The sequence below is a fragment of the Streptomyces sp. NPDC088910 genome, from assembly GCF_044749865.1.
Taxonomy (GTDB): domain Bacteria; phylum Actinomycetota; class Actinomycetes; order Streptomycetales; family Streptomycetaceae; genus Actinacidiphila.
Window position 1 is genome coordinate 622,622 of the sequence record NZ_JBIVIV010000002.1, and the last position, 24,880, is coordinate 647,501.

20 protein-coding genes are annotated in these 24,880 nt (G+C 73.0%); 12 read left to right on the plus strand and 8 right to left on the minus strand.

Annotated features, from left to right (window positions below):
- Positions 1 to 2 precede the first annotated feature (2 nt).
- The 4 genes from ACIP4Z_RS07285 (at position 3) to ACIP4Z_RS07300 (ending at position 3,773) form a co-directional block, all read left to right on the plus strand.
- Positions 3 to 224 (plus strand): hypothetical protein, encoded by a 222-nt coding sequence (locus tag ACIP4Z_RS07285; protein ID WP_401305653.1) that lies wholly within the window; start codon positions 3 to 5, stop codon positions 222 to 224.
- Positions 225 to 283: 59 nt separating this feature from the next.
- Positions 284 to 820: an NUDIX domain-containing protein gene (locus ACIP4Z_RS07290; RefSeq protein ID WP_391158532.1), complete on the plus strand. Its 537-nt coding sequence runs from the start codon at positions 284 to 286 to the stop codon at positions 818 to 820.
- A gap of 222 nt (positions 821 to 1,042) precedes the next feature.
- Positions 1,043 to 2,917: a protein kinase gene (locus tag ACIP4Z_RS07295; protein ID WP_401305656.1), complete on the plus strand. Its 1,875-nt coding sequence runs from the start codon at positions 1,043 to 1,045 to the stop codon at positions 2,915 to 2,917.
- 34 nt (positions 2,918 to 2,951) lie between these two features.
- Positions 2,952 to 3,773, plus strand: coding sequence for a hypothetical protein (locus ACIP4Z_RS07300; RefSeq protein ID WP_401305658.1), 822 nt, complete (start codon positions 2,952 to 2,954; stop codon positions 3,771 to 3,773).
- Positions 3,774 to 3,828: 55 nt separating this feature from the next.
- On the opposite strand, the gene ACIP4Z_RS07305 is transcribed toward ACIP4Z_RS07300, so the two are convergent.
- Positions 3,829 to 6,900 (minus strand): glycosyl hydrolase, encoded by a 3,072-nt coding sequence (locus ACIP4Z_RS07305; RefSeq protein ID WP_401305660.1) that lies wholly within the window; start codon positions 6,898 to 6,900, stop codon positions 3,829 to 3,831.
- A gap of 340 nt (positions 6,901 to 7,240) precedes the next feature.
- Here ACIP4Z_RS07305 and ACIP4Z_RS07310 point away from each other — a divergent pair, with 340 nt between their 5' ends.
- A complete protein-coding gene (locus ACIP4Z_RS07310; RefSeq protein WP_401305662.1) occupies positions 7,241 to 7,975 on the plus strand; it encodes a peptidoglycan recognition family protein in 735 nt (244 codons plus the stop codon).
- A gap of 218 nt (positions 7,976 to 8,193) precedes the next feature.
- Here the strand turns inward: ACIP4Z_RS07310 and ACIP4Z_RS07315 are convergent, their stop codons facing one another.
- On the minus strand, positions 8,194 to 9,306 hold the full coding sequence (locus ACIP4Z_RS07315; RefSeq protein ID WP_401305664.1) for an LLM class flavin-dependent oxidoreductase: 1,113 nt from the start codon (positions 9,304 to 9,306) through the stop codon (positions 8,194 to 8,196).
- 158 nt (positions 9,307 to 9,464) lie between these two features.
- Between ACIP4Z_RS07315 and ACIP4Z_RS07320 the strand changes: the two genes are divergently transcribed.
- A complete protein-coding gene (locus ACIP4Z_RS07320; protein ID WP_391041766.1) occupies positions 9,465 to 9,785 on the plus strand; it encodes an SCO0607 family lipoprotein in 321 nt (106 codons plus the stop codon).
- A 76-nt stretch (positions 9,786 to 9,861) separates the two neighbouring features.
- Here the strand turns inward: ACIP4Z_RS07320 and ACIP4Z_RS07325 are convergent, their stop codons facing one another.
- Positions 9,862 to 13,353, minus strand: a complete 3,492-nt coding sequence (locus ACIP4Z_RS07325; RefSeq protein ID WP_401305667.1) for a phosphodiester glycosidase family protein — start codon at positions 13,351 to 13,353, stop codon at positions 9,862 to 9,864.
- A gap of 340 nt (positions 13,354 to 13,693) precedes the next feature.
- Here ACIP4Z_RS07325 and ACIP4Z_RS07330 point away from each other — a divergent pair, with 340 nt between their 5' ends.
- Positions 13,694 to 14,545 (plus strand): hypothetical protein, encoded by an 852-nt coding sequence (locus tag ACIP4Z_RS07330; protein WP_401305669.1) that lies wholly within the window; start codon positions 13,694 to 13,696, stop codon positions 14,543 to 14,545.
- A 100-nt stretch (positions 14,546 to 14,645) separates the two neighbouring features.
- On the opposite strand, the gene ACIP4Z_RS07335 is transcribed toward ACIP4Z_RS07330, so the two are convergent.
- Entirely contained in the window at positions 14,646 to 15,779 is a 1,134-nt protein-coding gene (locus ACIP4Z_RS07335; RefSeq protein WP_355339846.1) for an N-acetylmuramoyl-L-alanine amidase, read from the minus strand.
- Between the two features lie 54 nt (positions 15,780 to 15,833).
- Complete coding sequence (locus tag ACIP4Z_RS07340) at positions 15,834 to 16,301, minus strand: hypothetical protein (RefSeq protein WP_401305671.1); 468 nt, start codon at positions 16,299 to 16,301, stop codon at positions 15,834 to 15,836.
- On the opposite strand from ACIP4Z_RS07340, the gene ACIP4Z_RS07345 reads away from it, so the two are divergent.
- Positions 16,302 to 18,734 carry a lamin tail domain-containing protein gene (locus ACIP4Z_RS07345; protein WP_401305673.1) on the plus strand — a complete coding sequence of 811 codons (2,433 nt, stop codon included), beginning with the start codon at positions 16,302 to 16,304 and terminating at the stop codon, positions 18,732 to 18,734.
- Positions 18,735 to 19,228: 494 nt separating this feature from the next.
- On the opposite strand, the gene ACIP4Z_RS07350 is transcribed toward ACIP4Z_RS07345, so the two are convergent.
- Positions 19,229 to 19,894, minus strand: coding sequence for a redoxin domain-containing protein (locus tag ACIP4Z_RS07350; protein WP_391041760.1), 666 nt, complete (start codon positions 19,892 to 19,894; stop codon positions 19,229 to 19,231).
- Positions 19,895 to 20,028: 134 nt separating this feature from the next.
- Here ACIP4Z_RS07350 and ACIP4Z_RS07355 point away from each other — a divergent pair, with 134 nt between their 5' ends.
- Complete coding sequence (locus tag ACIP4Z_RS07355; RefSeq protein WP_401305676.1) at positions 20,029 to 20,664, plus strand: TetR family transcriptional regulator; 636 nt, start codon at positions 20,029 to 20,031, stop codon at positions 20,662 to 20,664.
- 647 nt (positions 20,665 to 21,311) lie between these two features.
- Here the strand turns inward: ACIP4Z_RS07355 and ACIP4Z_RS07360 are convergent.
- On the minus strand, positions 21,312 to 21,980 hold the full coding sequence (locus tag ACIP4Z_RS07360) for a formylglycine-generating enzyme family protein (RefSeq protein WP_401306027.1): 669 nt from the start codon (positions 21,978 to 21,980) through the stop codon (positions 21,312 to 21,314).
- A 267-nt stretch (positions 21,981 to 22,247) separates the two neighbouring features.
- On the opposite strand from ACIP4Z_RS07360, the gene ACIP4Z_RS07365 reads away from it, so the two are divergent.
- Positions 22,248 to 22,688, plus strand: a complete 441-nt coding sequence (locus tag ACIP4Z_RS07365) for a VOC family protein (protein WP_391041758.1) — start codon at positions 22,248 to 22,250, stop codon at positions 22,686 to 22,688.
- A gap of 44 nt (positions 22,689 to 22,732) precedes the next feature.
- Positions 22,733 to 23,455 (plus strand): cytidylate kinase family protein, encoded by a 723-nt coding sequence (locus ACIP4Z_RS07370; protein ID WP_401305678.1) that lies wholly within the window; start codon positions 22,733 to 22,735, stop codon positions 23,453 to 23,455.
- Positions 23,456 to 23,470: 15 nt separating this feature from the next.
- Here the strand turns inward: ACIP4Z_RS07370 and ACIP4Z_RS07375 are convergent, their stop codons facing one another.
- On the minus strand, positions 23,471 to 24,322 hold the full coding sequence (locus ACIP4Z_RS07375) for an SDR family oxidoreductase (RefSeq protein ID WP_401305680.1): 852 nt from the start codon (positions 24,320 to 24,322) through the stop codon (positions 23,471 to 23,473).
- 105 nt (positions 24,323 to 24,427) lie between these two features.
- On the opposite strand from ACIP4Z_RS07375, the gene ACIP4Z_RS07380 reads away from it, so the two are divergent.
- Positions 24,428 to 24,838 carry a winged helix-turn-helix transcriptional regulator gene (locus tag ACIP4Z_RS07380; RefSeq protein ID WP_401305682.1) on the plus strand — a complete coding sequence of 137 codons (411 nt, stop codon included), beginning with the start codon at positions 24,428 to 24,430 and terminating at the stop codon, positions 24,836 to 24,838.
- The last annotated feature ends 42 nt before the right edge of the window (positions 24,839 to 24,880 follow it).

The following is a 24,880-nucleotide window of genomic DNA, read 5'->3' on the forward strand; positions in this document are numbered from 1 at the left end:
CCGTGCACCGTCTGGCCACGCTCGCCACCGCCGACCTCGGTCGCGGCAACCCCGAGCAGGCCGCCGCCCACAGCCTCACCGCCCTCACCCTCGCCCAGGGCCAGGAATCACAGCGCCTGCGCGACCGCTTCGTCCGCCTGCGCGGCCTGCTCGCCGACCACGGCTCAGCCACCGCACGGGACGCTGTCGAGCAGATCGACGCCTCGCTCTCACTGCCGCTGTGACCGGGCGGGTGCGGTAGCGTCCGAGACGCTGAGCCGGTGTCCAGGGACGGAGTACGCGCGTGTCGGTGTGGAAGAACCACGGTGAGAGGACCGTCTACGAGAACCCCTGGCTGACCCTGAACCTCGCCGATGTCGAGCTGCCCGACGGCCGTCATCTCGATCATTACCTCATCCGCCAGCGGCCGGTCGCCCTGGCCACCACCGTCAACGAAGCCGGTGAAGCCCTCCTGCTGTGGCGCCACCGCTTCATCACCGACAGTTGGGGCTGGGAACTGGCCGCCGGTGTCGTCGAGCACGGTGAGGACGTCGAAGCCGCGGCCGCCCGCGAAATGCTCGAGGAAACCGGCTGGCGCCCCGGCCCTCTCCGCCACCTGCTGACCGTCGAGCCCTCCAACGGCCTCACCGACGGCCGCCACCACGTCTACTGGTCCACCACCGCGGAACACATCGGCCACCCCGAGGACGACTTCGAGTCCGAGCGCCGCGAATGGGTCCCCCTGTCCTCGGTCCCGACCCTGATCGAGCGCGGCGAGATCCACTCGGCGAACGCCGTCGCCGCTCTCCTTCTGCTCCACCACATGCACGCCACCACGTGAGTCCGGCACCGCCGGTCAGACCGAGCCGAGGTCGATCTCCGCGGCGAAGGGGACCACGGCCTTCACGGTGCCGGTGAACACGGTGGTCTGTTCGACCCTCCGGTCCCGCCAGGGGGTGCCGGGGAACCCCGGCCGCAGTAATCTGCGTCGACGCCTACGAGCGCGCGTGAGCGCGACGGCCGCCGGGGGGCGGGCAGGGGCGGATGAGGGGGACGGCACACGATGGACGGAAACGACGGCTCCGGCAGACCGGCGTACGACCCGGCCACGGGCTACGGCGGCACGCCCGCGAGCGGCGGCGGCACGGGCTACGGCGGTACGGGCCACAGCGGTACGGGTCAGGGCGGCGCGGGCGGGGACGGGCTGTGGAGCGTGCCCGGGTACAGACACGAACGTGACCTCGGCGCGGGCGCGTCCGGCCGGGTCGTGCTGGCCACGCACATCGCCACGGGAACGGCGGTGGCGGTCAAGTACCTCGCGGGACCCCTCGGCGGCGACCCGCGCTTTCGCACCGCCTTCCGCGCCGAGGCGGAACTCCTCGGCGGCCTGCACTCGCCGTACATCGCGCGCTTCTACGAGTACGTGGAGGACGGCGGGAACGCCGCGATCGTGATGGAGCTGGTCGACGGCATCGCGCTGCACGCGCTGCTGCGGCAGGAGGGCGCGACCGATCCGGAACCGGCGCTCGCGGTGCTGAAGGGCTCGCTGCTCGGCCTGGCCGCCGCGCACGCGGCGGGGGTGGTGCACCGCGACTACAAGCCCGCGAACGTGCTGGTCACCACGGACGGCGTGTCCAAACTGGTGGACTTTGGCGTCGCGGTGCGCAGCGGCGAGACGGGCGCGGTCGCGGGCACGCCGTCGTACATGGCGCCCGAGCAGTGGGCGGGCGGCCCCGCCACCCCGGCGACCGACGTGTACGCGGCCACCGCGACCTTCTACGAGTGCCTGACCGGCAGCAAGCCGTACTCCGGCTCGACGATGTTCGAACTGGCCGTGCAGCACGCCGAAGCGCCCATCCCCGACGAGCGGGTGCCGGAGCCGGTGCGCGGTCTGGTCACCCGCGGTCTGGGCAAGACCCCGCAGGAACGCCCGCAGAGCGCGGCCGAATTCGTCGCGGAGCTCCAGGCGGTGGCGGGCGCCGCGTACGGCGAGGACTGGGAGGAGCGCGGGCAGCGCAAACTCGCCGCGCTCGTGGCCCTGTTGCCGCTGCTGCTGCCGTTCGGCGGCGGCAGCGCCGCCTCGGGGACGACGGCCTTCGCGCACACGCAGCTCGGGCAGGGGGCGGGCGTCGCCTCCGGCGCGGCCCCCGCGCCGACTCCGGGCGCGGCGGCACCGGGCGACGCCCTGGTCGCGCTGGAGCGGCACCGCCCGGTACGCCCGGCCCGCTTCGGGCGGCGCGCCAAACTGGTGGCGGGCGCGGTCGCGGCCGTCCTGATATCCACCGGGCTCGTCGTGACCGCGGTGGCCACCGGCGGCGACGGTCCCTCCGACGAGGTCACCGCCGCCTCGACCCCCTCGGCCCTGACCTCCCTGGTCTCCGGCCAGCCCGTCGCCCCCGCGACCGGCACCCCGGCGTCCGGTTCCCCGTCCGCGTCCCCCTCGGCATCGGGGTCCGCGTCCCCGTCCCCGTCCGCCTCGGACAGCGCCTCACCGAGCGGTACGACGACGACGGCGCCGGTCGATCCCCCGACGACGTCGGCGCCGACATCGACGCCCCCCACCACGGCGCTCACGACGCCGCCGACGACACCGCCGACCACGACGACGCCACCCGCGCTGGTCGTGGACTCGGTCGCCATCGTGCGGTTCATCTGTAGCGCGGGCGCCGGACACACGGCGGTCGCGGCGGTCACCGTGCAGGGCAACGGAGCCGACGACGGCACCTTGGTCCTCACCTGGGCGCACACCACGGCGTCGGGACTCGTGTCGGGAGCGGTCACCGAGTCGTACCCGATCCCCAAGGGCGAGACGTCCTCCACCCAGTCCTACACTCACGCGTTCGGCGTCAGCCGCTTCCCCGGCTGGACGCTCACCGTCTCCTCGACGCCCGCCGCGGGCAAGGGGAACGGCTCCTCACAGACGATCGACGCCTGCTGACCCGCACTTCGGCCCTCCGCCAAGGAACCCGCCCATGCCGCACGACCGTGACCGCGACCAGAGCCGTGACCCACGCCTGCACTTCAGCACCCGGCCGCAGGCTGCCCCCGCCCCCGCCCCCGCCCCCGCCGCGCCGGACGACGGCACCTTCCGGCTCAGCGACCTCGGCTTCGGCGGCGCGAGCGATACGGACGGCGCGCGCGGTACGGGCGACACGGGCGGCGCGCGCGCCGGGGGCGGTGCGGGCGGCGCCGAGGAGCCGGACGGCGCGACCGTACTCGACCCCGACTCCTGGTCCAGCGAGGTCCCGGAGGCGGAGACCTTCGCGCCCGGGCTGCGCCGCTTCGGGCCCGGGGTGCCCGAAGGGCCCGAGCCGTCGGTCGGTACGGAGCGGACCGCCGCCGTGTGGCACGGCACCGTGCGGCCGGGGGAGCCGGTGCTGCCGCCCGAAGAGCCGCGCGGGAAACGGGCGTTGGGCGGCTGGCTGCTCGCGCTGCTGGTGCTGCTCGGGGTGGTGGCGTATCTGCTGTGGCAGCACTGGCCGGGCTCGGTGAAGGTCGACGGCGTCAGTGTCCGCAACGACACCGCCGTCCAGGGCTGCCACAGTACGGCGAAGGTGGTGGGCACGCTGCGGACCACCGGGGACGCGGGGACCGTGCGCTACCGGTGGCGGCGCAGCGACGGCACGCTGTCCGACGAGTTGCGGCAGCGGGTGGCGAAGGGGCGGCGCAGCACCGACGTCGTGCTGCTGTGGTCCTTCGACGGCCGCGGCACGCTCCAGGCGACCGCGACCCTCGAAGTGCTCTCCCCGCAGCGGCAGTCGGGGTCGTACACCTTCACCTACCGCTGCTCCTGAGGCCGTTGACGCGCGCGGTCAGCCGATCCGCGCCTCCCCGTACGGGAGGGCGCGGTCAGCCGATCCGCGCCTCCCCGTACGGGAGCAGCCGCACCGGACCGACCAGGCCGTACGGCTGGCGCGGCGATCCGCCGTAGACGCCCGGATCGCTGACGCGCAGCCGGTTGCCGAGGGTGGTGGCCACCTCGACCTCGATGGTGTTGTCGCCCTGGCGCAGCCAACCGCCCAGGTCCACCACGGGGTTGATGTGGTCGACGGGGTCGAGGCGGTGGCCGTTGACCGTCACGCGGCAGGTGTCGTAGACCGTGCCGAGGTCGAGCAGCGCGCCGTGGCCGCCGGTCCAGGCGCGGCCGAGGCGGACGGTGGTGCGGTAGCGGCCGATGCCGGAGACGTCGGCGAGCGCGGGGATGTCGGGCCAGGCGGCGAGCGCGTCGAGGGTGAGCGCGCGGCGCACGACCCTCGTCTCGGTGGCGGTGGCGCCCGGCTGCCAGTCCTCGACGTCCAGCCGCCAGCCCGTGAGCTGGGTGGGCTGCGGCACGCCGGAGATCCGGCTGCGCACCGTGCGGCGGCCTTGGGACAGCTCGGTGACGTACTCGCCGTCGGCGGAGCCGCGTACGGTCAGCCGCCCGTCGGCGAAGAGCACGGTGTCCGCGGTGGTGGACACCGCGTGCGGGCCGCTGCCCGTGCGGTCGCCGAACAGGCCGGGCACGCCGAGCGCGACGACCATGGTCTCGCCGGGCTGGAGCGCGACGCGCAGCGTGACCGTGTCGCCGGTCTCGGTGTACGTGCCGATCCGCCGCACGCGTCCGGTCCACAGGTCCAGCAGGTACGGGACGTGGCGGGTGCTGCCCCGGCGCAGGGTCACCTCGTGGTCGACGGCGGCGACCGGCGGCTTGACCGTCTCGGCGTGCTTGCCGTTGCAGAAGTAGAAGTAGTCGACGCCGTCCGCGTACCGGTGGGCGTTGAGCAGCGTGGAACTGGTCGCGTACGAGACGAGCGGTGTCACGCCGAGGTCGGCGAGCGCGGCGCCCACCGCGGTCTTGTCGGTGATCTGCCGGACGCGCGGCTGGGCCAGCAACTGGGCCAGCACCGCGCGCAGTCGGGCGTCCTGCCCGCCGGCGTCCAGGCCGGGGACGGTCGCGGTGCTCCAGTCGCCGAGCAGCACGATCGGCAGCCCGGCCTTGGTGAACGCCAGGAATTTCTCGGCGACTTCGACCGGCAGCGTGCAGGTGGACCCGGCGAAGAAGTCGGCCTCCACGAACAGGGCGCGGTACGCGGGTCCGCCCGCCGCCAGCACCCCGTTGGTCACCCGCGCCGACGGCAGGCTCAGCAGCGGCTCGCTGATGAACTGGTGGTTCCAGCCCAGCGGTATGCCGGTCGAGGTGAACCAGGACGCGCCGATGCCGGTCGCGGTGTAGCCGGTCTGCCGGAAGATCGCCACGTCCTGGCGCGGCTTCCCCGCTTGCAGGACCTGGTGCACACGGGCCAAGTAGCCCGACATGTCGGCGATGTGACGCCACGTCGGATGCCGCGGTCCCCACGACTCCCCGTAGCCGACACCGCCGTGGTACGGGGTGAAGGCCGCGTATCCCGGCCAGGCCACACCGGGCAGGGCCGCGTACGAGAAGCCGTGGATCACCGTCTGGTTGACCCCGGCCGCGTACGCGCCGCCCATCGTGCGCAGGAACTTCTGCCAGGTGGTGCTGTACGCGCCGCCGGTGTACGCGCCCGACTCGCAGGACAGAATGGTGCTGCCCGCCATGTCCCGCCCGCCGGCCAGGCACCGGTAGTCGTCCAGGTTCTTGAAGCCCAGCGACTCGCCCTCGGGGATGTCCAGGAGCGCGGCGGTCGCGATGGCGTCGGTCTGGAGCCCGTACGGCTGCGCGCGCAGCTTCAGTCCGAAGGTGCTCGCCCACTTCTTGATCGCGGTGACGTGGTGGGTGTTGTACAGCTCCGAGACCGTCTGCCAGAAGTCGTGGCGTACGCGGACGGTCAGCGCGGCGCCGTACGCGTAGACCTGGTTGCTCTTGTTGAGCAGCAGCGCGGGCAGGTACGGCAGCAGGTCGTAGCCGCGGCGGCGGGCGAATTCGGCGGGCAGCGCCGGGGTCCACAGCAGGGCGCGCGACTCCAGCTCGATGGAGTCCTCGAAGAGGGCGCCGCCCGCGCGGGCGATCAGCCGGCGCACCGGGCGGGTCAGCAGGTCCGACTCCCAGAAGTCGGTGATCGCGCGGGTGCCGGCGGGGCTGAAGTGGTCCACGACGTACGCGGTCGGCGCGGTGTGCGGCCCCGCCTCGGGGGTCTGGCCGGTGCCGCGCAGCCAGTGGGCGAACAGCAGCCAGGACCCGCCGTCGTCGGGCGCGGTCCAGGTGACGGCGCCGTTGGTGACCGTGCGCGTGAGGTCCACCAGGGTGGCCGGGTCGAGGCCGGTCTCCTTGCGGGTGCTGTTGGCGGTGTCGACGCGGACCGCCTGCACGGCGAGCAGCGTGGCCTTCGCGGCGGCCGGGTCGGCGGCGACGACGGGGGCGGGGACGGGTCCCTCGTAACGGGCCCCGGCGGCCAACGCGGCGACACCGTAGGCGAGTTCCTGTACGGCGGCGGGGCTGTCCGGGGTGATCGTGGGGACGGCGGTCGGCCAGGCGGGGCCCGCGGTGAGGTCGACGGTCAGGCCGCGGCGGTCGGCCTGCTCCAGCGCGGCCTCCATCCCGGCGACCCAGCTCGCGCTGCCCCAGCCGTGGTGCGCGGTGTCCAGGACGGCCGGGTCGTCCACGCTGTGGTGGACCGCGGCGATCTCGACGCCGCCGAAACCGGCGTCCGCGATCTGGTCGATCTCGCGGCGGATCTCGGCGGGCTCGACCAGCCCGTCCGGCCACCACCAGCGGAATTTGGGCCGGACGGGGGCGGGCGGGGCGCTGAACCAGGAGGCGGAGCCGGGGGCGCCGGGTCGGCACGGGGCCGGGTGCGCGGAGGCGCTGCCCGCCGCTCTCGCCCCTTCGGCCGCGTGCGCGGTGCCGGTGGCCGCGCCCCACGTGAGGGCCGCGCCCGCGGCGGCTCCGGCCTGGAGGACGCGGCGGCGGGCGACACCGGTGTCCGGGCGGCTGTCGTCGGCGTGGCTGGCGTCGTCGGTCATGGTGCGCGTCTCCTCGTATGAAACGTTTTAAGTTCCGGGCGGACGCTATGGCCGAGAATCGTCAGACGTCAAGGGGGTGGACTTGCCGGATCCATTGAACAGATTCAATCGAGCGGGGAAATACATGCCGCGGGGCCGAGGGCGGCACCCGTGGCGCGCGCCCGTCCGCCGCGCGCCCCGCCCCGTGTCCGCCCCGCGCCCGGCGCCGCGTCACGCTCCGCCGTATGGAGGAAAGTTTCATCCGCACTCTGTTCTGCGGTGGTTACTTGGCATTAAGTTCCAACGACAGCTGCCCGCACGGAATTTGACGCTCTCCCTCACCCCCACCACGGGAGCACACATGTCGGTCCCTGAGCACTTCGCCATGCCCCGCGCCGCCCAGTCCCGCGCCGCCCAGTCCGGCACGGACAAGTCCCGCGCCGCCCTGTCCCGCCGCCGCTTCCTCGCCTCGGCCGCCGTGCTCGGCGCGAGCGCGGGAGCCGTGATCGTCGGCGCCGCGCCCGCCTCCGCCTCCGCCGCGCGGATCGTCCCCGAGCCCAACATGTTCGACACCACGGCGTGGGGCGCCCGCCCGCCGTCCTCCCCGGTCAGCCTGGCCGGGAACAACCCCAACAAGATCGTCGTGCACCACACCGCGTTCGCGAACACCGCCGACTCCGGCACGTCCGGCTCGTTCGCCATCGCGCACGAGATCCAGGACCTGCACATGGACACCAACGGCTGGATCGACACCGGCAACCACTTCACCATCAGCCGGACCGGCATCATCATGGAGGGCCGCCACCGCAGCCTGGAACGGCTGCTCGCGGGCAGCAACATGGTCGTCGGCGCCCACACCGTCGGCCAGAACACGCAGGGCATCGGCATCGAGAACAACGGCACGTACACCTCGGTCGCGCCGCCGTCGATCCTCTACGCCAGCCTCGTCAGCCTCTGCTCGTACATCTGCTACAAGTACGGCCTCGCGCCGACGCAGATCTTCGGGCACCGGGACTTCAACGTCACCGAGTGCCCCGGCGACAAGCTCTACGCGATGCTGCCGCAGCTCCGGTCGGACGTGGCGTCCCGGATGTAGCGGCGGGTCCGCCCGGTGCGGCGCCGGGCCCGCGCGGGTTCGGCGCCGCGCCGTGCGGACCTCCGGGTTCGGCGCCGCGCCGTGCGGACCTCCGGGTTCGGCGCCGCGCCGGGCCCGCGCGGACGCCAAGGAGGCCGCCGAGTCCCTCGACATCTGGCAGGGCGCCCACGCGTCCCGTACCGCGGCCCCGCTGTCGAAGCACGGCTGTCGAGGCACGGCTACGAGGACTGAACCGGGCGCCAGCCCAGGGCCGGGCCCAGGGCGCCGGCGAGGTCGGTGAGGATCTGGACGTAGTCCTCGTGGGCGAAGGTGAAAGGCAGGGCGAAGGCGACCTCGTCGATCTCGCGGAAGGCGGCGTGGGCGTGGAGGCGTTCGGCGAGCTGGGCCGAGGGGCCGACGAAGTCGGGGGAGAAGAGCATGCGCGCCGGGCCCTGCGGAGCCGTGGTGCGCGGGAGGCGCTTGCGGGCGTACTCCTCGTAGCGGGCGCGCTGCGCGGGCGTGGCGCTGTCGGTCGGGATGACGACGAGGCCCTGTGAGACGCGGGCGCGGTCGCCGTCGGGGTGGTGGGCGCGGAAGGTCCTGATGTGGGAGAGCTGGATGTCGGCGAAGTCCGGCGCCGGGCCCGTCACCGCCGCCTCTGCCGCCGCCGGATTCTCCGACTCCGCCGCCTTCGCAGCCTTCGCCGACTCCGCGTCCTTCTCCGGCTCCTCCGCCTTGACGACGCTGCTCGTCAGGAAATTCATGCCGTTCTCGCCCGCCCACCGCGCCGACCGCAGGCTCGCGCCGCCGTACCAGAGACGGCCGCCGAGGCCGGGGGAGTGCGGCTGGACGCGGTCGGAGAAGACCTCGATGCCCTCGACGCCGCTGAAGTCGGTGGCGCGCTCGCCGCGTACGAAGTCCAGCAGCCGCCGGACGCGCGGGTAGCCGAAGTCCTCGGCGTCGGCGGTGTCCGGGTAGAGCGCGGGCCCGACCTGCTCGAAGTGCGTGGGCGGCCCGACGCTGACGCCGGGGTTGAGCCGTCCGCCGGACAGGATGTCGACCGTCGCCAGATCCTCGGCCAGCCGCAGCGGATTCTCCCAGCCCAGCGGGATGACGGCGGTGCCCAGCTCGATCCTGCGGGTGCGCTGGCTCGCCGCCGCCAGCACGGCGACCGGCGAGGAGATCCCGTACTGGAGGTGCCGGTGCCGCACCCACGCGCTGTCGAAGCCGAGCCGTTCGCCCAGCTCGATGATCTCCAGCGTCGACTCGTGCCCCCGCCGGGGATCGGCCTCGTCGAACAGACCGATGGTCAGGAAGCCCAGCTTCCGCAACGGCTCGGATTCCAGCGGCACAGCACGCCTCCCACGTTTCCGTCCATACTCACGCCCGCCCGCCGCCCCCGCACTCCGTACCCACCGCGACCTGAGTACGAGCACGGATGATTCGGACACATCCGCGCGGCCACACTGGTCCAGGAGCGAAGATCACCTACGCGAGAGGCGGCAGCGCCGTGCAGACCAACCATCCCCGTCGGCCCCGGATTCCCGCCGGCCCCCGGCTCACCCTGATCGGACTGTCCCTCGCGGGCGTCGCCTTCATGGGGCTCGGCTCTGCGTGCAGCATGCAGGACGCGATGTGCTCGGGCGGGGAGTACCCGGTGGCGTCGGTCGGGCCCCCGGCGGGCGGCGGGGCCTGCGTGTCGGACAAGGAGGAGCCGCCGAAGGGCTTCGTGCGCTACCCGAAGGGCAAGGTCCCCCGGCACGTGGACGACAAGTGGGACAAGTACTGGCAGGAGCACTCCCTGGACGCCGAAGGCAACGAGGTGAAGTGAGGCCCCGCCGCGGGGGCGGGACCTCACAAGGCGTGCCGGGCCCGCGTACGGATCGGCGTACGCGGGTACGTAGCGGCTACTTCAGCGTCACCGTCGCCGACGCCGTCAGGCCGCCCGAGGCGACCGTCACCGTGACCGTGCCGCGCCGCAGCGCGGTGAGCGTGGCGGTCGTCGGGTCCAGGACCGCGAGGGTCCCGGGACGGCGCTTGGCGGCCTTGGCCTCGGAGGGCGAGTCGGTGACCAGGACGCCCGCGGACCCCGACCAGACCACCGTGGCGGGGTAGCGCAGCGGGAAGCGCAGCCCGAACTCGCTGGTGATGCCGGTGGCCGCCAGAGCGGCCGACGTGCCGACGGGCACGGGACCGTCCGCCGTCAGCTCGATCCCGTCGATGACCGGGCGGCTCTCGGCCCGCAGCCACTCGCGGGTCCGCGGGCTCGGCTGCCCGGCCCGGACGCGCGCGGGCCTGGGGTCGACGCCGACGTGCATCCAGCCGAAGAAGCCGCCCTGGTCGGGCGAGCTGTAGGGCGTCTTGCCCACGGCCGGGGTGGTGACCTCCAGGACGCCGTCGGTCCGCGTGACCGACGCGGTGTGCGCGTGGCCGGTGAAGAGCGCGACCGGTTTGCCGGAGGTCTCCCGGAAGTCGGCCAGCCACTTCTGGAGGAGCCCGGCCTCCAGCTGGTCGGCGAGCTGTGAGGCGCCCGCGCCCGAGGGGTCCCGCAAGGGGTGGTGGAAGGACAGCACGACACCGGTCACCGACCGGTCCCTGGCCGCCTTCGCCAACTCGGCCTGGAGCAGCGGCACTTGGTCCCAGTCCGAGGTCCGCATGTCGCCGGTGTGCGAGTCCAGCAGGATGAAACGGGTCCCCTTGTGGTCGAAGACCTGCCGGTTGGGGCGGCCGGTCACGGCGAGGAACGCGTCGAGGCCGCCGGTCGCGGACAGCCCCGCCTCGTGGTTGCCGGGCGTCCAGTACACCGGCAGCCCGGCGGGTACGTGGTCGCGCAGCAGCCCGTTGGCGAGTGCGAAGTCCTCGGGGTTGTTGTTGTCCACGAAGTCGCCGTTGATCAGCAGGAAGTCCGGCCGGGTCGCGACGGCCTGGCCGAGCGCGGTCACCGCCTGCCGCCCGGAGAAGGAGTCGAGCCCGGCCGCCGCGCTGACGTGCAGGTCGGACAGGACCGCGAAGGTCCACCGCCGGTCCGGCAGTCCGCCCTGCTCGACCACGTACGGGTCGGGCTGCGGGGCCTGCGAGGTGTCCGGCTGCTGCCCGACCTGCGCGGCGAGCCCGTCGAAGTCGAGCCGCCCCGCGTTCTTGTTGGTCTGCGACGTCTCCGCGATGTAGATCCGCAGCAGCGTGACCGGCTCCGAGTACCCGGCGGGGAGGTCCCCGACGACCCGCCGCCACCCCGTCCAGTCCACGGTCAGCGCGAGCGTGAACGGCACATTGGTGGTGCCCTGCGAGTACATCATGCAGCGCAGCCAGTGGTTGTTGCCGTCGCCGTTGACCCACAGCGCGATCCGCTTCGTGCCCGTGGGCAGCGTGATCGGACCGCCGCCGGCCACCGCGTACGCGGCCGACGTACTCGTCTGCCCGGTGAAGTCGTACGTGAGCCGCAGCGCGTGGTTGTCGGCCGCCGCGCCCGGCCGGTCGGGGGCGGCGACGAAGGCGACCGACGCCGTGCCCCGCGCGGCCAGCGCCGTCCAGTTCTCGGCCGGCTCGAACTCGGCCAGCGACACGTCGACCAGGCCGACCGTCACCGGCAGCCGGGCCGTCACATCCCCCACGGTCGCCGTCAGGACGGTGGCCTTGCCGACCGCGCCCGCGTCACCGGTGATCCGGAGGCTGCCGTCCGGCTGCGCGGCCACCGTGATCAGGGCCTTGTCGTAGGCGAGTCGGACGTCACGCGGCGCGACGGGCGCGTCGAAACCGTCCGCGTCGTACCCGGTCAGGCTGACCGACGCGGTCGCGCCGGGGTCGATGGTGACGGCCCGCTCGGTGAACGCCAGCCGGTGCAGGTCGCCGAGGACCCGCAGTTCGTGCGCGCCGTCCGCGTCCCCGGTACGGGCGCGCAGCGTTCCCGCGCCGGGCTTCCTGGCGCGGAAGACGCCGTCGCGCGCGGTGCCGAGGGAGCCGGGGGAGGCCGACCACCGTACGGGGTCGCGGTGTTCGTCGATCGGCACCGGCGCCCACGTCTCGTCGTAGCCCGCCGCCGCGACGTCCACGGTCAGCCCCGGCACGACGCGGTCGGCGCGCGGGCGTACGTCGAGGCCGCGCAGCCGGCCCGAGCCCTTGCGGGCGGCGAAGAGGCCGACGCCGTTGGGCACGGGCCGCTCGCCGCCGTCCGAGGGGGTGTTGACGACTCCGGCCCCGGTGTCGCCGGGCCTGCGGGCGACGATCTCGGTGGAGCCGCCGCCGTCGAGCATGAACGCCTCGGTGGCGCCGAGCCGCACCAGCAGCTTGGCGGTGTCGTCGAAGCTGAGCCCGGCGGAGAAGTTGGCCGAGCCGTCGATCGCGACGAGCAGCAGGCGGTGGCCGCCGTCCAGCCACGCGATGGCGGTGCGCGGCTTGGCCGCGTCGTTGCCGGTGCTCGGCGGGAAGTCGATCGCCGTGCCGCCGCGCACCAGCACCTCGCCGCTGCCGAGCGCGGTGCGCAGCGCGACGGGCGCGTTCGTCCGCGGCGCGAAGTCGACGGTGACGGCGTCACCGGGCTCGGCGGCGGCCAGTTGGGCCGCCGCCGCGCCCCGGCCGAGCACGACGAGACCGCCGTCCGGCACCGCGGTGTCGGTGAGTCGGGCGTTGACGGCGGTGATCTTCCCGCCCGCGACGACGAGTTCGGTGTACGGGCCCGCGTCCTGGATGAGCGTGCGGCGCCCGGTGCCCCACTCCGGGGTGTACGCGGCGACGCCGTCGGCGGGCACCGAGGGCGAGTTGAGGGCGGTGAGCGGCCGTCGCGTCCCGGCGACCGTGACCGTACCGGTGAGCACCAGGTCGGCCAGCCGGGCCACCCGGTCGGCACCGATCGCCGCGACGGTCGCCGTCTTGTTCGTGCCCTTGCGAAGCGTGCCGTCCTGGATTTCCGGACCCTCGGCCGCGAAGGTCTCGGTGATGTCGAAATAGTCGCCGTTGACGGCGGCCACGGCGTGCTGCGCGTTCGCCGCCTGGGCGAGCGGACGCGGATCGCTCACCTTGTCCGCGACGAGGTCCACGCCGACCGACGCGTTGCCGAGATCGGCGTTGAGCACATGGACCCGCGTCCAGCCGGTGCGGCCGAATGTGTCGAAGGAGGTGAGGACGATACCCGGAGCGACCGGGTAGTCCGCGCGGCCCGCCACGAGGGATTCCCCTGGCACGGCCAACTGGTAATTCGGCGGCTTGTATTCGGCGTAACCGGGGTATTTCGCCGATTCCGGCGGAGTGAACGCCGGTGTGCTCCCGGCCTGTCCCGATGTGCCCTGTCGGCTCGTTTGCGCGCTCGCGGTTCCGGCGGTCGCGGTGAGTCCGGCGGCGACGGCGCCGACGATGAGGCCGCGTCGCGTTATCCCCGAGGCGGCGCTGGTTTGCTGATTCTCCATGGCGCATCACGCTATGGGTTTTTGCCGTCGATGAGATGAACGAAAACGTAGGTGAGGACATCGGGTTGCCGGTGCGCGGGCGGATTGCGCCCGAACGGCACCGTGGGCGGCGCGGCCTGCCGCACTTCACGTCGTTGACGCGGGTGCGGAACGTCCGCATTTGGCGGGCACGTCGGGATATTGCCGCCCAGGAGGCGGCGCGGCTTTTCAAAAAACACACAGGTCGCTTGCAACCCCTCCCGTTACAGCTGTTAGTTTCGGTCGGGCTGCCCCTTCGCGGGGGACGTGGACATCCCTGCGGCCCACCCTCGGCCGCGAAGCCAGCGGAGAAAGACCACGAATGGATTACTGCTACACGTGCCGCCGCTCCGTCAACGGGGCGCTGGTGTGCCCGGGTTGCGGCGCCTACGCGCCGGAGACGGACGCGGCACCGGTCTCGTACGCGGACCCGGCGTCGTACGCGGACCCGGCTCCGGTCTCGTACGCGGACCCGGCTCCGTACGAGCCCGCCGCGTACATACCGGAGCCCTCCGTCTTCCCGGCCACCCCTGCGGCTTCGGCTGACGAGGAGAGGACGGCGTCCGTCCTCGGGCCCTCCTCGCTCGTGCCCCGCTTGCAGGGCGGACGCGCCGCCCGGCGGCGGCAGTTGGAGCGGTGGAAGAAGAACCGGCGCCGTGCGGGCGTCGCCACGGCGGTGGCCCTCTTCGGCGGCGGCGTGACCGTCGCGTCCACGCAGAACCACGGCTCCGGCCGGGGCACGACGGCGTCCTCGTCGTACGACACCGTGACGCCGGTGACGCTGCGCACCGACAACGCGCAGGCCACGGACCCGACGTCGGGCCCGCACGCCGCCGCGCCCGCCACCCAGCGGCACACCCGTACCCCGGCGCTCCCCACGGCCGAGGCGACCCACCCGGCCGCCACCAACGCCGGTACGGCCCCGCTGCCCGCCACTTCCCCGGCCACCGGCCCGGCCCCGTCCGCCTCGACGGCTCCTTCGACGCCCCCGTCGACCGGCACGCAAGCCGTGAACACCGGCACCGGCACCGCCGCCGACACCCCCGCGGACCCCGGCACGACGACGACGGCGCCCCCGGCCACCACCCCCGCCGACCCCGCGTCGCCGAGCACGTCCCCGACGACGCCGCCCGCGCACCAGGGCCTGTGCATCCTGATCCTCTGCCTGCCGTAAGACCCCGGCCGGGACGTGCCCCGTAGGGGCGTTGGCTCCGCCCCAACGGCGGCCCCAACGCCCCTAAAAGATCAGGTGCACCGCACCCGTATGGCGCGGGTTAACAGAAGGCCTCGCGGACGGACCCGCCGACCGCGGCGCACCACGTGCTCAGGTCGACCTTGCCGTTGGGGCGCAGGCCGTGCAGCCGCTGGAGGTCCTGGACGGCCTTCTGGGTGGCGTGGTCGAAGGTGCCGTTGACCGTGACACCGGCGAAGCCCTTGAGGGCCAGGATCGACTGGAGGCCGCTCACCGGCAGCCCGGTGGCGTGCTTGTCGAGTACGGGCGCCAGCGCTTCCCACGTGGCGGTGTCGAAGGTGGCGTCGGGCGTGACCGGAATGCCGTGCGTGGTCTGGAAGTCGGCGACCACGGCGTTCATGTCGGTGCCGAAGACGCCGTTGGGCGTCAGCGCGGTGTACCCGGCGTTGTTGAGCAGGTACTGCGCGACCCCGACGACCTGGCTGTCCACGAACCGCCAGATGTCCGGCCAGCGGCGCGCGGGGATGTCCCGCCGGGGCGTGCGCATCTGGGTCAGGACGCGCGAGCGGATCGTCGGGAACTGCGCGTAGAAGGCGGCGCCGGGACACTCGGTGCCGAGCCGGAAGTCCCAGTGCCCGAAGATGTCCCAGGCGTGCAGGTCGAACTGCCGGCACACGGCGACGCACAGCTCCACCAGGGAGTCGAGCAGCGCGCGCGGCGGCGTCTCCGTGATGTACGTGCCCTCGTTCTCGATGCCGATCGCGTTGCCGTTCTCACCGGGGCAGTGCGCGGCCGTGACCTGGTGTTCCCCGGTGACCAGCGTCTCCAGGCTTCGGTGCCTGCCCTCCATGACGTAGCCGCCGCGGCTGACGGTGAAGTGCTGGCCGGTGTCGGCCCAGCCGTTGGTGTCCATGTGCAGGTCCTGGCAGTCCTTGGCGAGCTGGACCGCGTGGGCGCGCGAGTAGTCCGTGACGTTGGGGAACGCCATGTGGTGCAGGATGATCTTGTTCGTGGTGTTGCCCGTGATCTGGATCGGGCTGGACGGCGGCCGGGCGCCCCACGTGTCGCAGTCGATGATCCACGGGAATTGGGGCGACGGCGCGGCAACGGCCGCTCCGGGCAAGGCCAGTTCGGTACCGACGACGGCGGCGACCGCTCCGCCCAGGCCGACTCTGAACAACGTGCGACGGTCGACCTCGTGCTCGTGTATGGCCAATGCATGCTCCCCGAGGAACGTGGCAGTCACTGTTAACTGCCGTGCACCCGGAGACTATTGAGCCTTCTGATGTCTGACCAGAATTGTTTCAAGATCGTGATGCTCGGTGTGGAACCGAAGGCTCACCTGGCGTTCGCCCGCGGTTCGCCCGCCATTCGCCGGGCTGCCGGAGGCTTCGCGGGACCCCTGCTCATTTCCCGCCGTGCCGACCGAAGAGGGACCCACAGCCTTGCAAACCTTGCATAAGAGATGGCGTGCGTCAATCACTCTGGGCGTCGCGTTCCTGACCGCGATTCCCTTTTTCCTCGCGTCCTCGCCCGCCGCCTCGGCGGTTTCGCCGGCCGGTTCGCCGACCGTTTCACCGACTGTTTCGCCGGCGGCCGACGCGGCGCCTTCCGCCGTGAAAATCAATGAGGTCGAGTCCAATGGCGGAACGCCGGGCGACTGGTCGAGTTGGTCAATTCGGATGCGATTGCTGTTGATGTGTCGGGTTGGCTCGTCAAGGACAATGACGACTCCCATGTGTTCACGATCGCCGCCGGTACGTCGATCGCGCCCGGCGGTTTTCTCGCGCTCGACGTCGACCCCGTCTTCGGGCTGGGAAGCGCGGATTCCGCGCGGCTTTTCCTGCCCGACGGCGTGACCTTGGTGGACGCGTACTCCTGGACCGCCCACGCGGCGACCACGTACGGCCGTTGCCCCGACGGCACCGGCGCTTTCGTCACCACGACCGCCTCCACCAAGGGCGCCGCGAACGACTGCGGAGCGCCCTCGTCGGCCGTGCGAATCAATGAGGTCGAGTCCAATGGCGGAACGCCCGGCGACTGGGTCGAGTTGACCAACACAAGTCCCGTGTCCGTGGACATATCGGGCTGGCTCGTCAAGGACAACGACGACTCCCACGTCTTCGCGGTCCCCGCCGGTACGTCGGTCGCGCCGGGCGGTTTCCTCGCCCTCGACGTCGAGTCGGCCTTCGGTCTCGGCGGCGCCGACTCCGCCCGCCTCTTCCTGCCGGACGGCACGACGCTGATCGACGCGTACTCCTGGACCGCCCACGCGGCGACCACGTACGGGCGTTGCCCCGACGGCACGGGCGACTTCGCGACGACGGCCGCCTCCACGAAGGGCGCGGCCAACGCGTGCGCCGGTCAGGTCGCGGCCTCCCCGTGGCCGGGCGGCTCCTCGGTGACCACGGTCGACGACGCGAACGTCTTCGGTACGAACCTGAGCGGTCTGGCGTACGAGGGCTCAGGCGGGCCGACCCCCGGTGTGCTGTGGGCGGTCAGGAACGGCCCCTCCACGCTGTACCGGCTGGAGTGGGACGGCGCCAAGTGGGCGCCGGACACCGCCGACGGGTGGAGCGCGGGCAAGGCGCTGCGCTACCCGGACGGGACCGGTGACCCCGACGCCGAGGGGGTCGCCCTGACGGGCGCGGGCCCTTCCGGCGGCGTCTTCGTCTCGACCGAGCGCGACAACGCGGTCAGCGGCGTGAGCCGTCCCGAGGTGCTGCGCTTCGACCCGCCCGGCACGGGGTCCGGCGCGCTGCGCGCCACCCGCGAGTGGAATCTGACCGCGGACCTGCCGCCGGTCGGCGCCAACAGCGGCCTTGAGGGCATCACTTGGGTCCCCGACAGCTACCTGACCTCGCACGGCTTCCGCGACCAGCACACGGGCGCCGCGTACTCCCCGGCCGCCTACCCCGACCACGGTGACGGCCTCTTCTTCGTCGGCCTCGAAGGCAACGGCAGCGTCTACGCGTACGCCCTCGACCAGTCCGGCAGCGGCTTCACCCGCGTCGCCGCCTTCGCCAGCGGCTTCCCGAGCATCATGGAGATCCAGTTCGACGCCGAGGCCGACCAGTTGTGGGCCGTGTGCGACGACACCTGCAACGGCCGTACGGCGACCTTCGCCGTGGGCGCCAACGGTGACTTCGCCGCCACCGGCCTCTACGAGCGCCCGGCCGCGATGCCCAACCTCAACAACGAAGGCTTCGCCTTCGCCCCGCGCTCCGAGTGCGTCGACGGCCGCAAGCCGGTCTTCTGGTCCGACGACAGCGACGACGGCGGGCACGCGTTGCGCGGCGGCACGATCGCCTGCGCGGCGGGCGGCGCCTTCCTGCCCCTGAACGGCTTCTCCGACGCGGCCCTCGGCGGCACCACCTCCGGCCGTGTCGTCGCCACCGGCGGCCGTACGGTCCTGGTCTCCGACGCCCGCGACCCCGCGGGCGTGCTGGTGTACGTCGGCCCCGGATCCGCCCCCGCCCAGGTCCAGTTGACCGGCGGCGCTGCCACGCTCTCCCTCGGGCGCGGCTCCTACGAGATCACCGGCTCCGGCCGCACGACCACCGTGCGTACGGTCGACGGCGAGCCCGCCGTCCTCGCCCCGGTCCCCGCGACCGTCGCCCGCGGCGCCTCCCTCACCTACACCGAGACCCCCACCGGCCTCACCGGCATCCGCCACACCGGCTCCGTCACCTTCGGCCCCTGCACCGGCGTCGACATCCAGAACGTCATCCTCGGCACCCCCGGCAACGACCGCCTCACCGGCACCCCCGGCAACGACCTCATCCTCGGCCGCGGCGGCAACGACACCGTCGACGGCGGCGGCGGAAGCGACTGCGTCCTGACCGGCGCGGGCAACGACCGCATCTCCCTGCCGGGCACCGGCCCTTCGTACACCGACGCGGGCGGCGGCAACAACGTCGTCTCCACGGGCGACGGCGCCAATGTGGTCCTCGCGGGCAGCGGCAACGACCAGATCACGACGGGTGGGGGCGACGACCGCGTGGACGCGGGCGGCGGCAACAACGTCGTCTCGGCGGGCGGCGGTTCCGACACCGTCCGCTCCACCACCGGCAACGACGCCCTCGACTGCGGCCCCGGCCTCGACACCGCCCACCCCGGCACCGGCAACAACACCAACGTCGGCGGCCGTTGCGAGACCTTCCTGTCCTGACCCCCGCCAAGAGAGGCCGGGCCCCCGCCCGGCCTCTCCCGTCCCCCCACACGCGGCGCCACCCCGCCGTACCCTGTACCCAGCCCCGGCCGCACTCCCACCGCGCGACGGTTCGCCCCATCTGCCCGATCCTTGACGGTTGGTTCCATCCGCCTCCCCCCACTGCTGAACATGCACGTCAGCGAGACCGCCCACCCGCGCGTGCGGGGATGACCCCCCAGCCCGTGCCAGCTACGCGGGCCACAGCATCTGCCCCCCCCGCGCGTGCGGGGATGACCCCCGGTCCCAGCAGTTCGCCGATGCCGTCACCGAACTGCCCCCCCCGCGCGTGCGGGGATGAGCCCATGTGCTTGGTGACGGTCTTCTCCAGGGCGTCGTGCACCCCGCGCGTGCGGGGATGGCCCCGGGGGCTACTTGGCGCTGTGCCCCGCGCATGGCGGCCCCCCGCGCGTGCGGGGATGACGTGTTTGCTCAGGGCGCGGCTCCGCCGAGGGCTATTCGAGGGCCGCGACGGCGGCAAGGATCTCGGCGGGTTCCGACCGCGTCGTGTAATCGGGGTGGACGTCGATCCAGCGGATGGAGCCGTCGGCGCCGACGAGGACGGTCGTGGCGAGCGGGAGAGCGGCGGACCCGTCGGCGTTGACGTCGGTGAGGCGGACGCCGAGGGACGCCTGCGCGTCCTGCGCGCTGTCGGCGAGGGTGAAGACGATGCCGAGCTGCGCGGCGATCCGGTTCCCCGGGTCCGACAGTACGGCGTACGACAGGCCGAGCTTCTCGGTCATCGTCAGCGAGCCGTCCGGCTTCTGCGGGCTGAGCGCGATCAGGGCGACGCCCCGCGCTCGGAGTTGGTCGACCAGGGCCTCCTGGTAGGTGCGCAAGGTCAGGTTGCAGTACGGGCACCAGGCTCCCCGGTAGAAGACGACGACGGCCGGGCGCCCCGCCCGTACGGCCGAAAGGCTCGTCGGCCGACCGGTCGCGTCCAGAAGGTCGCCGTCGGGCATGGCGGTGCCCGGACCGGCGACGCCGTCCGGGACACCGGCCGCCATCAGCCGCCGCCTCTCGTTCTCGAAGGCGGTTCCGACCTCGGCGGGCAGCCGCCCGGCGGCTTGCGCCTGGACCTCGGCGGCCCGGTCGGCGACCGGGGTTGCGATGTCGTTCATGAGAGCGCCCCTTGCGTGCTGCGATGCGTGCTGCGATTCGTGCTGCGATGGGCCCAGTGATTTCTGGGTCGCCGATTCCACTCTCGCGTCCAAAAAATGGGTTCTCAAGTCCAAAACGGTGTTAGCGTGGCGTCATGGCTACCGATACGCGCCCGACGGCCAAGCTGACGCCCAAGGGGTTGCGGACCCGGGCCCGTATCGTCGACGCCGCCGCCGAACTCGTTCACGAACGCGGCGTCGCGGGCGCCACCCTCGAAGACGTCAAGGCCGCGGCCCAGGTCAGCGGCTCGCAGCTCTACCACTACTTCGCCGACAAGGAAGCGCTCGTGCAGGCGGTGATCGACCGCCAGGCCGACGCCATCGTCACCACCACCGAGCAGGCGGGGCTCGACACGGTCGAGGGGCTGCGCGCCTGGCGCGACCTGGTCGTCGCCGAGGCCGGACGCCTCGACGGCCGGGGCGGCTGCCCGCTCGGGTCCCTCGGCGGTCAGCTCGCCGAGAGCGACGCGCGGGCCCGCGCTCGGGTCTCGGTCGGGTTCGGCCGCTGGTCCACCGTCATCGGCCAAGGGCTGGCCGCCCTGCACGTCGCCGGGCGCCTCCGGCCCGGCATCGATCCGGACGACCTGGCGGTCACCCTCCTCTGCGCCTTGCAGGGAGCACTCCTGCTCGCCCAGATCCAGCGGGACAGCCTTCCGCTGGAGACCGCACTCGACACCGTCCTGGCCCTGAGCCTCAGCCCTGGCGTCACCTTCGGCCAGCGCGCCGGATGACGTCCGACGGAACTCCGGGCGCCGCCGCCCCCTCGGTGCGGCGGAACGAACTGCGGCTCACCGCAAGCTGGTTGCTTGGGCCCAGCCCCCGTGAGTCGCCCGCACCCACGTCTTGGCGCTCGGTCCAGCCTTGGCCCCTGCGGCCGCCTGCCGTGGCCATATCCTGCGCTCGGGGCCGTGCGGCCCGCCTTCAGGAGCCGCTTGCCCTATTCGCCCGATCCTCGACAGTTGGTTCAATCGGCCCCTGCCCCCTGATAACCCCGCACGTCAGCGAGCCTGCTCCCCGCGCAAGCGGGGATGACCCCTGCTGGTACTTGCGGTGCGGCAGCGCCTGGAGCTGCTCCCCGCGCAAGCGGGGATGACCCCCAGCGGATGACCGGGACGCCGGGGGCAGCCAGCTGCTCCCCGCGCAAGCGAGGATGACCCCACCTACTCGAACGACAGCACGTGCCCGTACTGCTGCTCCCCGGGCAAGCGGGGATGACCCCTCGTCCGGCACGGTGTCGAAGAGCACGGCGGTCTGCTCCCCGCGCGAGCGGGGATAACCCCGGCCCCAAGGCCGTGCGTTGGGGGAACGGCGATGCGTGTCCGGACGTGGGCGACCGTGGAGGTCGATCGTCCTGCGACCCTTACGGTCCTTACGGTCCTTACGGCCGGGGCGGCGACGGCGGCGCCGTAGAACGTGCGACGCGGAACCCCACGTCGTCGATTCCGAACGTCGGATGGCTGCGGCGCCGCACGGACGCGCGGCAGCTCCAGTGCGCGTCGGCCCAGCCGCCGCCGCGCAGCACCCGGTAGGTCCCGTACACCTCGGCGTCGTAGACGTCCCAGCACCAGTTCCACACGTTGCCCAACATGTCGTACAGGCCGAAGGCGTTGGGCTCCTTGCCGCCGACGGGGTGCGTACGCCCGTCCGAGTTCCCCTGGTGCCAGGCGACGGCGTCGAGCTGCCCGTACCTCGGCCCCGTCGTCCCCGCCCGGCAGGCGTACTCCCACTCGGCCTCGGTCGGCAGCCGGTAACCGTCCGCCGCCGCGTCCCACTCCGCCCGCTCGGCCTCACGGTCCAACGCGTACGCGGGCGTCAGCCCCTCCCGCCGCGACAGGGCGTCGCAGAACTCCGCCGCGTCCCACCACGAAACCCCCTCCACCGGCAGCCGCCCGCCCTCCACACTGCTCGGCCTCCGGCCGGTGACCTCCGCGTACGCCTCCTGCGTCACCGGCACCGCCGCCATCTCGAACGCCGCGACCTCGACCTGCCAGCTCTTCTGCGTCCGCCGGTCCGACACCGTCACCCGTCCCGCCGGGACCCCCACCATGTCCTCCACAGCCGGCCACCCTACCGACCACCCCGAATACGCCCCCACGGCCCGCCGGCACCGTCCCCCACCAGGCGGCCACCTGCCCCATTCGCCCGCCCCGCGACCTTGCCGAACCCACCCCCACCCGCCGACAATCCCGAGGTCAGCCCCTCCGCCGCCCCCGCGTAATGCGGGGAAGACCCCCTCCGCGGAAGTCGAGGTATTCGCGGTCGGCCCTCGTCCGCGTCGGCCGCGATTGTCCGAGGTGCGCGTTACGGTCCTGTCATGGCAGCAAGAATCGATCTGACCCTTGATTGCGCGGACGCGAAACTCCTCGCCACGTTCTGGAAGACGGCCCTGGGGTATGTGGACGAGCCGCCGCCCGCTCCCTTCACGACCCGTGAGGAGTGGCTGGCGCAGTTCGACCTTCCGGAGGACGACTCCGCGGACGACGGCGCGTGGCTCTGCGATCCCGACGGCGTCGGCCCCCGGTTCTGCATCCTCAAGGTCCCCGAGCCGAAGACCGCCAAGAACCGGCTCCACATCGACGTCCGGGTGCCGGGACACGGCAGCCCCGACGAGCGGTGGGCACGGATCGAGGCGGAGTCCGAGCGGCTGGTGAAGGCGGGCGGGGTCGTCCTGGAGGAGTTCGAGGGGCACCATGTGGTGATGGCCGACCCCGAGGGCAATGAGTTCTGCGTTGCCGCGGCCTCGGCGGGAGGCTGACCGGGGACGGCATCCGCCCGCCCCTCACGTGGGGAGGGGCGGCGATGGAGCAGGGCACCCGCGGGGAGCTCATCGATCGGCTGGCGGAGGCGGTCGGGGCGGCCGGGGCGGTCACGGCCGGGGCAGCCGGGGCGGTCACGGCCGGGGCGGTCACCACAGGGCACCCGGTGCGGGTCGCGGTCGACGGGCCGCCGGCCGCGGGGAAGACGACCCTGGCCGACGAACTCGCCGTCGTGCTGCGGGCGCGGGGCCGCGAGGTCATCCGGGCGACGGTGGACGACTTCCTCGTCCCGCGCGCACAGCGCTACCGGCGCGGCCGGTACACCGCCGAAGGCTGCTACTTCGACGCCCACGACCGCGCCGCGCTGTGCCGGTTCCTGCTCGACCCGCTGGGACCTGGCGGAGACCGGAGGTTCCGAACGACGGCCTACGACGCGCAGACCGACACCGCGCTGTCGCCACCGGCCGCGACCGCCCCGGCGGACGCCGTACTCCTCTTCGACGGCGTCTTCCTCCTCCGCCCCGAACTCCTCGACCGGTGGGACCTGCGCGTCCTCGTGTCCGTCCCCTTCGAGCAGACGGTGGACCGGGCCCGGAGCCGGGACGCGGCGCTGACGGCCGCCGCCGAGATCGAACGGTCCTGGCACGACCGCTACCTCCCCGCCCAGCGGCTCTACGCCGCCACGGCCCACCCCGCCGACCACGCCGACATCACCGTCCACAACACCCGCCTCCAGAACCCGACTTGGGAGGTCAGGCCGGGCTGACCGGGACTCGGCGCCTCAGCGGAAGGCGGCGATGTTACGGGTGACCCAGTCGCGGAAGGGGCGCGGGGGGCGGCCGAGGACACGCTGGACGTCCGGGCTGATGGCCAACTCGGCCGGACGCGGGGCGGAGAGGATGTCGAGGGTGTCGTCGGCGAGTTCGGCCGGTACGAAGCGGGTCATCGCCAACCGGGCCTCGTCGCGGGTGAGTTCGTGGAACCGTACGGGCGAGTCGAGCGCGGCGGCGATGGCAGCGGCCTGCTGACGTGGCGTGATGACCTCGGGCCCGGTCAGTTCGTACACCCCGCCGTTGTGCCGGTCGTCCAGGAGGCAGGCCGCCGCGACCTCGGCGATGTCGGCCGGGTCGACGACCGGAACCCCCACGTCGCCGAAGGGCGCGGCGACCGTCCGCTCCGTACGCACGGACTCCGCCCAGGCCAGGGCGTTGGACGCGAAGCCGCCCGGTCGTACGATCGCCCAGTCCAGGCCGGAGCCCCGCAACGCGTCCTCCACCGCGCGCACCGCGACCCGCGACGGGTCGAGCGGCCTGGTCGACACGCCCTGCGAGGACAGCAGGACGACCCGGCGTACGCCGTGGGCCGCGGCGAGGGCGATGAGGTCGGCGGGCCTGGCTTCGGGGGCGTGCAAGTCGCCGGACAGGAGCAGGAACAGCGCCTTCGCTCCGTCCAACGCCGCTGCCAGGCTCGCCGGTTCGGCCAGGTCGGCCGACAAGTGGCGTACGCCGTCCGGCAGTTGCGCCGAGCCGGTCGGGGGGCGCCGCGACACCGCCGTCACCTGCTCGCCCGCCTCGGCCAGCGCCTGCGTCAAAGGCCGGCCCACGTTTCCGGTCGCACCGGTCACCACGATCATGTTCGGCTCCTCGTTCCTGCTGCGTTATCCGTTGTGGCTACGGGGATTGACGCTAGGAGCCGGGCTTACTTTCCGTAAGGACATACCCCGAGGTAAGCTCCGGGCATGGAGGAAGGCGTGCAGCTGAAGCCGGTCGCGGCGGACCCTCGGTATGAGGTGTTTCACACCGACTGCCCCGCGCGCGACATGGTCGACCACGTGACCAGCCGGTGGGGCATCTGGGTGCTGATCTCCTTGCGGACCAACGATCTGCGGTTCTACGAGCTGCGCGACAGCATCCGGGGCATCAGCGAGAAGATGCTGGCGCAGACCTTGCGCGCCCTGGTCCAGGACGGCCTGATCTGGCGTGCGGTCGAGCCGACGACTCCTCCCCAAGTCACCTACGGCCTCACCGACTTCGGCCGCGACATCGGCGAGCCTCTCACCGACCTCTTCGACCGCATCACCCGCCGCCTCCCGCCGCCCTCGCCCGTCCCCGAAGGCGGTTCCACCCCGTCCTGGTCCCCTCGCCACTGACCGCCGACACCTCTGCGAGCGGCCCCCACGACGCCCTACGGC

Bases quoted from the DNA above. Each gene is read 5' to 3' on its own strand.
- ACIP4Z_RS07370 (WP_401305678.1), top strand. From the start codon at position 22,733: ATGGAGCAGGGCACCCGCGGGGAGCTCATCGATCGGCTGGCGGAGGCG.
- ACIP4Z_RS07355 (WP_401305676.1), top strand. From the start codon at position 20,029: ATGGCTACCGATACGCGCCCGACGGCCAAGCTGACGCCCAAGGGGTTG.
- ACIP4Z_RS07325 (WP_401305667.1), bottom strand. From the start codon at position 13,353: ATGGAGAATCAGCAAACCAGCGCCGCCTCGGGGATAACGCGACGCGGC.
- ACIP4Z_RS07365 (WP_391041758.1), top strand. From the start codon at position 22,248: ATGGCAGCAAGAATCGATCTGACCCTTGATTGCGCGGACGCGAAACTC.
- ACIP4Z_RS07350 (WP_391041760.1), bottom strand. From the start codon at position 19,894: ATGAACGACATCGCAACCCCGGTCGCCGACCGGGCCGCCGAGGTCCAG.
- ACIP4Z_RS07310 (WP_401305662.1), top strand. From the start codon at position 7,241: ATGTCGGTCCCTGAGCACTTCGCCATGCCCCGCGCCGCCCAGTCCCGC.
- ACIP4Z_RS07300 (WP_401305658.1), top strand. From the start codon at position 2,952: ATGCCGCACGACCGTGACCGCGACCAGAGCCGTGACCCACGCCTGCAC.
- ACIP4Z_RS07305 (WP_401305660.1), bottom strand. From the start codon at position 6,900: ATGACCGACGACGCCAGCCACGCCGACGACAGCCGCCCGGACACCGGT.
- ACIP4Z_RS07340 (WP_401305671.1), bottom strand. From the start codon at position 16,301: ATGGGAGTCGTCATTGTCCTTGACGAGCCAACCCGACACATCAACAGC.
- ACIP4Z_RS07330 (WP_401305669.1), top strand. From the start codon at position 13,694: ATGGATTACTGCTACACGTGCCGCCGCTCCGTCAACGGGGCGCTGGTG.
- ACIP4Z_RS07380 (WP_401305682.1), top strand. From the start codon at position 24,428: ATGGAGGAAGGCGTGCAGCTGAAGCCGGTCGCGGCGGACCCTCGGTAT.
- ACIP4Z_RS07295 (WP_401305656.1), top strand. From the start codon at position 1,043: ATGGACGGAAACGACGGCTCCGGCAGACCGGCGTACGACCCGGCCACG.
- ACIP4Z_RS07360 (WP_401306027.1), bottom strand. From the start codon at position 21,980: ATGGTGGGGGTCCCGGCGGGACGGGTGACGGTGTCGGACCGGCGGACG.
- ACIP4Z_RS07375 (WP_401305680.1), bottom strand. From the start codon at position 24,322: ATGATCGTGGTGACCGGTGCGACCGGAAACGTGGGCCGGCCTTTGACG.